Source organism: Candidatus Accumulibacter phosphatis (assembly GCF_000024165.1).
GTDB lineage: Bacteria > Pseudomonadota > Gammaproteobacteria > Burkholderiales > Rhodocyclaceae > Accumulibacter > Accumulibacter phosphatis.
In genome coordinates, this window is the sequence record NC_013193.1 from 159023 (window position 1) to 167595 (window position 8573).

The following is an 8573-nucleotide window of genomic DNA, read 5'->3' on the forward strand; positions in this document are numbered from 1 at the left end:
GCTCCTTTCTTAGAGCTGCTTCGCCCAGGAGAAGTCACGGACGTACAGGCCGATCGGATTGTTGCGAATCTGTTCTTCGCTGGTGCTGGGGGTCGGTTCGGCGACATAGACCGTCACCAGGGCACGCATGCGGAAGGGCTGGCCCTTCAGGATCCCCTGGCGGTCGCGGCTGGTCTCGACCCAGTCGACCTGCCAGGTTTCCGGCGTTTGCGGCAGCACCGAGGCGATCTCGATGCTGACCGTCTCCTTGGCGGCCCGCTTGAACGGGCTGGAGTCTTCGGCGCCGTTCAGCCATTCGTTCATCCTGGCCGTGGCCGGGTCGTTCGGTGCGAGCATCGAGTACACGCGGAACACCGCCTTGCGCTGCAGGGCCACGTCGGGTGTTACCAGGCGCGCGTCGGCGATGAAGGAAGCCACCGACGCTTCGATCACCCGGGCATCGGCCGGTGTGGCGCGATCGGCCGGCGCCACGGCCACGGCCTGCCCGAGCCGGTCGACCTGGACGACATACGGCACGAATTTCGATTGGCTGCCGATGTGGATGATGCCGCCGACACCCGCCAGCGCGATCAACAGCGACAGGATGCCGATCACCTGCCAGGTCTGGCGCGACGACACGACGCCGCCGACATGTTCGTTCCAGGTCCGACGAGCGGCCAGGTAGGGGTTCTCGCTTTCGTCCTGGCGGAAACCCCAGGTCGTCGGTTCTTTGGCGCTTTGGCGATCGGCGTCCGCTGCGGGCTTTCGGCCGATCAGGCGCTTGAGTGGGTCTGCGAAGTTCATGCGGCGACTCCATAGGTGTCCAGCGTCAATCCCCGCCCGGCCAGCCACTCGTGCACCCAGCCATCGCCCAGCTTGCTCTCCAGGTGCTGGATGGTGGCCAGCGACTCCTTGTCGGAGGCGCCGACGAAGGCGAGCGCCAGGGGGCCGAGGGCGAGGTCGTACAGGCGGCGGCCGTTCTCCGAGACGTAGTAGTACTGGCGCTTGGGAATGGCTGTCGCCAGAATCTCGATCTGCCGGGTGTTGAGGCCCATGCGGCGGTAGAGGGCGGCCGTGTCCTCGTCGCGGGCATAGAGGTTGGGCAGGAAGATCTTGGTCGCGGTCGATTCGACGATCACATCCAGAATGCCTGAATTGGCGGCGTCGGAAAGACTTTGCGTGGCCATCAGCACCAGGCAGTTGGCCTTGCGCAAGACCTTGAGCCACTCGCGGATCTTGGCGCGAAAGGCCGGGTGCCCGAGCATCAACCACGCCTCGTCGAGCATGATCACGGCCGGCTGGCCGTGCAGGGCGCGCTCGATGCGTCGGAAGAGATAGAGCAGTACCGGCAGCGCGTACTTCTCGCCGAGGTTCATCAATTCGTCGATTTCGAAGACGGTGAAATCGGAGAACGACAAGCCGTCTTCTTCGGCGTCCAGCAGGTGCCCCATGGCACCATCAACGGTGTATTGACGGATCGCGTCGCGGATCGCTTCGTCCTGGATGGTGACCGAGAATTCCGACAGGGTGCGGCCGCCGCTGGCGTGCAGACTGAGGATCGCATGGCCGATCTCGTTGCGCTGCGCCGGCGTGGTGTGCAGGTCGTTCAAGGCGAGGAGGGTGTCGATCCACTCCATCGCCCAGGCGCGGTCGCCCTTGGTTTCGAGGAACTGCAGCGGGCAGAAGGCCAACTGATCGTCGTCGGCCGCCACCGTGAAGTGCCGGCCGCTGCGACCCTGGGTCTGGGCGCGGATGGCGGCAGCGAGCGGATACATCGCCATGCCCTTGTCGAAGGCAAAGATCGACATGCCGGCGTAGCGGCGAAGCTGCGCAGCGAGGATGCCGAGGTGGGTCGACTTGCCGGAGCCGGTCGGGCCGAACAGGAAGGTATGGCCAAGGTCGCGCACGTGCAGGTTCAGGCGGAACGGTGTCGCGCCGTGGGTGACGCAGTGCATCAGCGCCGGCGCGAGTGGCGGGTACATCGGGCAGGGGGCAGCGTTGCTGCCGGTCCAGATGGTGCTCGTCGGCAGCAGATCGGCCAGGTTCATGGTGTTGATCAGCGGCCGGCGGACGTTTTCCACGCCGTGGCCGGGCAGGCTGCCGAGGTAGGCGTCCATGGTGTTGAGGGTCTCGATGCGGGCGGCGAAGCCGAGGCGGTTGACGGCCTTTTCCACCTGGCGGGCAGACGCTTCCAGGCGGCTGCGATCCTCGTCCATGAGCACGACAACGCTGGTGTAGTAGCCTTGCGCGACTAGGCCGCTATTGACTTCGGCAATCGCCGCTTCGGCATCGGCGACCATCGACAGCGCGTCCTGATCGATCGGCCCGAGGTGGGTGTTGAAGACCTGGTCGAAGAAGCCGCGAATCTTCTGCCGCCATTTCTTGCGGAACTTGTCGAGGTGTCTTACCGCCTCGTGCGTATCCATGAAGATGAAACGCGACGACCAGCGATATTCGCAGGCCAGCTCACCGAGGGCGGTCAACATGCCCGGCGTCGATTCCAGCGGGAAGCCTTCGATGGCGACGACCTGGATGAACTTGCGGCCGACCTTCGGCACGACGCCGGTCCACAGTTCCTGCCCACCGATGAGCGCGTCCAGGTACATCGGGTTGCTCGGCAACTGCACCGGATGATTCACGCCGGTGACGCAGAACTGCAGCCAGCGCAGGAAGTCATCGTGGGTGACTGCCGAACCGTCCTCGTTGACCACCTGGTGGCCGCGTAGCCGCTGCAGCTCCACCGCCGACGACAGCCGCGACTCGATGCTGACGCACTCGCGCTTGAAGAACTCGATCAAGCCGTGGGTGTGCGCCTTGTGGTCGGGTGCCTTGGCGTCATCGTCGAACATCAGCTCGACGAACTTGCGCTGCGCGAGCAGCGCCGGGAACCAGGTCAGCGTCAGCACATAGTAGCCTTCGTAGAGGGTGCCCAGACCCTCGAACAGTTGCCGCCGCTCCTCGTCGATCGCTGCCGACACCCCGTCGGGAAAGTGGGAGGTGCCACGATCGAGATAGTTGGGTGCTGGCAGCCGCGCTGCGTCCACGTGCACCATCCAGCCATTGCCGAGACCGGAGAGCGCCTGGTTGATGCGCAACGAGACGATCTCGCGTTGCTCGTCGGTGCTGCTGGCGTTGTCGGCGCCCTTGTACAGCCAGGCAGCCAGGAAGGCGCCGTTTTTGCCCACCATCACGCCGTCGTCGACCATCGCGGCGTAGTTGAGCAGGTCGGCCAGCCCGGCATCCCGCGAGCGATGCTTTTTGAGCTTCAGTTCCTCGTCGACCGCACGGATGCGGGCGTAAAGCACGAGCAGCAGCAAGGCGCCGAGGGTGGCAATGGCGAAGGCAATTCCGGCGATCATTGGTACTGCTTCCCCTGGCTGGTCGTGTTGTCCCGGAAGGGCGTGCTGCGCGCCGGGTAGTACGGCTTGTAGCGCCGGTGCCGCAGGTACACGTGGCGCATCCGGGGGTCTGCCTTGGCCATGATCCGCAGCGCGTAGAGCGCGCCGAACCAGAGCAGCAGCCCGACGACCGTGGCCCGCAGCTCCTGTGCGCTGAAGACCAGCGCGAAAGCCAGCAGACCCGAGAACATGACCAGTTCACGATCGCCGCCCATGAACAGGTTGTCCCGATTACCGGCCCGCCGAATGGGGATCTTGCGCAGCGCCATGCTCAGGCGAGCCTTCCCGGAGCGATCCCGCCGGCAAGCTGGACCGGGTCGAACCCGCCTGCACCGAGGGCGGCGATTTCTGCGCCACGGCCGAAGAAGCTGCTCATCATGTTTTGCGCGCCAACCAGCAGGGCCATGACGAGAACGACGAAGATCAAGGTGCGGAAGAAGCCGTTCAGATCGCCACCGAAGATCAGCACGCCACCCGCAACGACGATGCCGATCATCGCCAGTGCGAACGCCACCGGGCCGGTGACCGAGTTGCGGAGGTTGGTCAGCCAGCTTTCATAGGGCAGCGACCCGCCGGTGCCTTCCGCTGCCAGGGCGTGTTGCGGGACCAGCAAGAACACCAGCAGGAGGATCGCCAGTCCGCAATAGAACAGAGTCGAACGGGCGAGCGGGTAGGGGAGGGCGGGCGAGTGCATGGGGCTGGCTCCTTTACAGAGGACGAGTGAGGTAAGCGCCGTTGGCGTAGCCGGCCACTTCCAGGATCTCCTGAACGCAGCGGCCTTCGGGGGTGCGAGCGATATGGACGATGACGTGCACCGCTTCGCCGATCAGCGGTTCGATCGGCCGCGGTGATTCCGGGTGCATGCTGATCAGCATGGCGAGGCGGTCAAGCCCGGACCGGGCATTGTTGGCGTGGAGCGTGGCCGCACCGCCTTCGTGGCCAGTGTTCCAGGCCATCAGCAGGTCCAGCGCTTCGGGGCCGCGTACTTCGCCGACCAGTATCCGGTCGGGCCGCATGCGCAGGGTGGTCTTGAGAAGCATGGTCATCGTGACTTCGAGCGAGGTGTGGTACTGCACGAAGTTCTCGGCGGCACACTGGATCTCGCCGGTGTCCTCGATGATGAAAACGCGCTCGGCGGGATCGAACTCGACCATGGCGTTGATGATCGCGTTGACCAGCGTGGTCTTGCCGGAACCGGTGCCACCGATCACCAGGATGTTCCGGTGCGCCTTGATGGCGGCCGTCAGGGTCGCCTGCTGCGCAGCGGTCATGATCCCAGCCTCGACGTACTGGTCGAGCGTGAATATCGCCACGGCCTTCTTGCGGATGGCGAAAGTTGGCGCGGGAACGACCGGCGGAAGCTGGCCGGCGAAGCGCGAGCCATCAATCGGCAGTTCGCCTTCGAGAATCGGCTTGTGCCGCGTCACTTCCTTGCTGTGATAGCCGGCAACGGTCTTGATGATCGCTTCGGCGCGCGCGAAGGAAATGCTGCCAATGCAGTGCATCTTCTCGCCCAGCCGCTCCTGCCACAGCCTGCCGTCGGCATTGAGCATCATCTCGACGGTCCTGGGGTCGGCCAGGGCGTCCATCAGGAGCGACCCCAGATCACGCTCCAGCTTCCTCTTCGCCCGTTCCTTGAGGGAGGAAACGGACTCTTCGATTTCTGCCATTTATCGATCCTCGTCTGCTTCGGTTGGATGCCAACCTTCGACACACAAGAAACGATATAACGAATTACAGAACTTTGCAAGACAACGACTATGGTGAACCAGAAGGCGGCTATGTGCAAGCCTCAGACTAAGTCGATGGAGCGAACAGCGGGTACTGGCGTCGGAGAGGTGGCCCTTGCTGACAAACTGGGGCGCTCGTCAGGCGTGGATCGTGGAATCCGGAACTGGGCGTGGTCGGCGCGGAATGCGCCTTTGCAGGGGAGGAAGCAGGAGGGAGGAGGAGGGCAGGGAGGGCTTCAGCGGCTAAAGACCCTCACCTGGCGTCAGGACGAGGACGGCTTGCGTAACTTGCTCCGTGCCGCTTCGTCCCACTTCTTGACGATGAATGCCTGATGTTCCGGCAGGACCGCCGACACCCGCACCACGCCTTCGGGAAGGCTCCGCGGGGCGGTTCCGCCGGCCAGGGCATCCAGGCTCTCACGGTCAAGGTCGGTCGATTCCAGGAGAGTCGGCAGCGGCGTCTCCAGCGCTTCCGCGATCGCTTCCATGATCTTCAAGGAAGGGTTCGCCTTGCCATTGGTCAGGTCGGACAGGAAAGAGATGGAGATGTCGGCCTTTGCGGCCAGTTCGTTCTTCGTCATGCCGCGCTCGTCGAGCAAGCGAAGGATGTTCGTGAAAAAGATGTGGTTGTGCACAGTGCCCGTCGCCGTCCGGTTGTGCGGCTTTTATGAAATTTAGCCGCTAAAGTTCTTGATCTTGGATTGTGTTTTAGCTAAAGCGTGGTTTGATGCCATCCGGAGAAGCGGGTCTGCAGACGACGCCGGCCCATCGATCGGCAATCCTGCCCGTCGACGTGGCCAGCCGACAGCCGTTAATGATCGGCGTCGTATGCACCTTCACGATCCCCCGGGAAATCGAAAGCAAGAAACACGCCGTATTACCTGTGTCGCATAAAATCAATGGCTTGGTTCTGGTTTGTGGGAAACGGAAGGGCGAACTGTAAAAATAGTCGACAGTCATTCGCAACCCGGTGGCGGTGCTGGGGTTTGGGCGTGACCAGTGCTTCCGGGTATTTTGGGTTGCAGGCGGCAGGCATATCCACCGCGGAGGGTGCATTGCTTCACTGATCGGGTTCGAGATCGTCGTGTTCGCCGCCCTGGAGCGCTTGCAGTTCTTCCGTCAGCGCCTCGATGCTCGGCAGGACGCCCGCCATGGCATCAGGCAGGGCGGTGCGGTAGGTGGAGACCCCCATCGGCGCATGGATGTCTCGGAGCGCATACTCAACGACCGTTCCTTTCTTGCTCTTGCAGAGCACGAGACCGATCGTTGGCGCATCGACAGTCTGGTTGCGCACCAGCTCATCGACGGCGGCGAGGTAGAAATTGAGTTTGCCGACGTACTCGGGCCGGAAGGCGGTATTCTTGAGCTCGATCACCACGTAGCAGTGCAGGCGGGTGTGATAGAAAAGCAAGTCCATGAAGAACTCGTCGCCGTCCACCTCAAGACGGTACTGACTTCCCACAAACGCGAAACCGACGCCGAGTTCGATCAGGAAATCTCGCAGGCGCAGCACGAGCGCCTTTTCGATGGTGCGCTCGTTTGACGCATCCGTGATCCCGAGGAAGTCGAAGGTGTAGGGGTCCTTGAGGATGTCGCGTGCCAAGTCCGACTGTGGCGACGGCAGCGCACGATCGAAGTTGGTTTGCGCGGCGCCCACGCGCCGGTGCGCGGCCGTCTCGATCTGGAGTTCGAGCACCGACCGGCTCCAGCCGTTTTCGATGGTCTTGCGGATGTACCACTCGCGGGTCGGACGGTCTTTGGCCTGGTCGATGATGACGCAGTTGTGCCGCCATGGAATTTGTCCACCAAGCTGGTGGACAATTGCTTCCTCTGGCCACGCTGAGGCAAATGCCCGCATGTAGAGCAGATTGGTGCGGGAAAAACCTCTCATGTCGGAGAACTCGGCACGGAGGTCGCGGGCCAGTTGGTCGATGACCTTCGCCCCCCAGCCCTGGGCGGATTGGCGTTCGAGAATCTCCTTGCCGATACGCCAATAGAGCAGGACCAGTTCCCGGTTAACGGCGAGCCCGGCCTTGAGTCTCGCCGTGCGGATGGTGGTCTTCAACTCCGCCAGCCATGCGGCGTAGTCGGGAGGGATGAGCAACTGTGTTCCAAGTCAAGCGTTTTTAGGGGCGTTTGGGTGTTCTGGATTCCAGGGGATACCCGATTTGACGATCGCGTTCATAATCGTCAGCATCTTATGCATGCAAGCGACCAAGGCGACCTTTTTGAGCTTGCCTTTGGCGAGCAACCGTTCGTAGAAGATCTTGATCACCGGGTTGTACCGTATGGCGCTCAGGGCCGCCATGTATAAAGTGGTACGCACTGTCGCGCGACCCCCCCAGGTGATGCGCTTGCCCTTGTGGCGACCGCTGTCCGCGTTCAAGGGAGCCACGCCGACCAGCTTGCCAATTTGCGCATGGGTGAGTTGCCCCAACTCAGGCAAGGCGCCCATCAGAGCCGCTTGCATGCAGGGCCCGACTCCTTTGAAATCCTTGAACAACGCGAGCTTCTGAGCAAAATGTCCCTTCAACATGCCATCGATGTTCTTGTCAATCAGCGCAATCTGCCGATCGAGCATCTTGAGTACCAGCTTGATGCTTTTGTGCTGCGACGGATGGCTCGTGGCCAAGCGGTTTGCCTCCGCCACGCGCATGGCGACCAACTGGTTGTGGCGCACCAGCAAGGCTTCCAGTGCCTCCTGGTTGGCGTCGGGCAGTTTCATCAACAGCCGCTCCCGCTGCGCGGACTGGTGCAGCGTTCTCCCAAAGTGCGAGAGCACTCGCGCATCAATGGCGTCCGTCTTGGCGAGGTATCCCATTGATTTCGCGAAATCCCTCGCCTGCCGTGGATTCACCACCATCACCGGCAGACCGGCCGCACAGAGCGCCGCTGCCACTGGGCGCTCATAGCCACCCGTGGCCTCCAACAGGATCACGCCAATTCGCTCCGCAAGCAGCTTCAGCCGGTTCACCAAGGCTCCGATCTCCTTCCCGCTGTTGGCGATGCATTCGGTCTTGGACTGGTCGTCCAGAGCAAGTTCGAGCGTGTCTTTCGCAACATCAATGCCGGGGAAAATCAATTCCGGAACGTTCATCTATAGCCATCCTTGCAAATACGAGGTCACGCTCTTGCGACACGCGCCAACAAGCAACTGTTCGGTATCCAGACAAACGGCTGACCAAGCATGCCAAGTGCTCATCCACGGGCTTGAGGTCCCAGAGGGACAGCGGGCTATGCCTGGCCTTCCGAACTCTCCTCGACAACATTCATGCGGCTCTCCGTCACCCACACCTTGGGGCTCTGCCCCAAACCCCGCACTCGCCGTGAGGCAGGGCTGGGGATGATACACCCCTCCCCAGCCCCTGCCTCCAGCGTACTTGGCTTACAGGGCGTCAAGAGACTTTCGCGGCATAAACGCGAGAGAAAAAACCTCTCTCGCATTTATTCCACGGTTCTCTTGACC

The 8573-nt window shown here is 62.5% G+C and carries 8 protein-coding genes; all 8 read right to left on the bottom strand.

What is annotated here, in order from left to right; translation table 11 throughout:
• Window positions 1-9: 9 nt before the first annotated feature.
• Window positions 10-783 (bottom strand): conjugal transfer protein TrbF, encoded by a 774-nt coding sequence (locus tag CAP2UW1_RS22945; protein ID WP_012806826.1) that lies wholly within the window; start codon window positions 781-783, stop codon window positions 10-12.
• On the bottom strand, window positions 780-3338 hold the full coding sequence (locus CAP2UW1_RS22950; RefSeq protein ID WP_012806827.1) for a VirB4 family type IV secretion/conjugal transfer ATPase: 2559 nt from the start codon (window positions 3336-3338) through the stop codon (window positions 780-782). The genes CAP2UW1_RS22945 and CAP2UW1_RS22950 overlap by 4 nt, the downstream gene beginning before the upstream one ends.
• A complete protein-coding gene (locus CAP2UW1_RS22955) occupies window positions 3335-3646 on the bottom strand; it encodes a conjugal transfer protein TrbD (RefSeq protein ID WP_012806828.1) in 312 nt (103 codons plus the stop codon). The genes CAP2UW1_RS22950 and CAP2UW1_RS22955 overlap by 4 nt, the downstream gene beginning before the upstream one ends.
• 2 nt (window positions 3647-3648) lie before the next feature.
• The gene (gene trbC / locus CAP2UW1_RS22960) at window positions 3649-4071 is read right to left on the bottom strand and encodes a conjugal transfer system pilin TrbC (RefSeq protein WP_012806829.1); all 423 of its coding nucleotides are present in this window, start codon (window positions 4069-4071) and stop codon (window positions 3649-3651) included.
• A gap of 13 nt (window positions 4072-4084) precedes the next feature.
• Window positions 4085-5047 (bottom strand): P-type conjugative transfer ATPase TrbB, encoded by a 963-nt coding sequence (gene trbB / locus CAP2UW1_RS22965; RefSeq protein WP_012806830.1) that lies wholly within the window; start codon window positions 5045-5047, stop codon window positions 4085-4087.
• Between the two features lie 323 nt (window positions 5048-5370).
• A complete protein-coding gene (locus CAP2UW1_RS22970) occupies window positions 5371-5742 on the bottom strand; it encodes a transcriptional regulator (protein ID WP_012806831.1) in 372 nt (123 codons plus the stop codon).
• Window positions 5743-6167: 425 nt separating this feature from the next.
• Window positions 6168-7211, bottom strand: a complete 1044-nt coding sequence (locus CAP2UW1_RS22975; protein ID WP_012806832.1) for a PDDEXK nuclease domain-containing protein — start codon at window positions 7209-7211, stop codon at window positions 6168-6170.
• 12 nt (window positions 7212-7223) lie between these two features.
• Complete coding sequence (locus CAP2UW1_RS22980) at window positions 7224-8204, bottom strand: IS110 family transposase (RefSeq protein WP_012806694.1); 981 nt, start codon at window positions 8202-8204, stop codon at window positions 7224-7226.
• Window positions 8205-8573 lie beyond the last annotated feature (369 nt).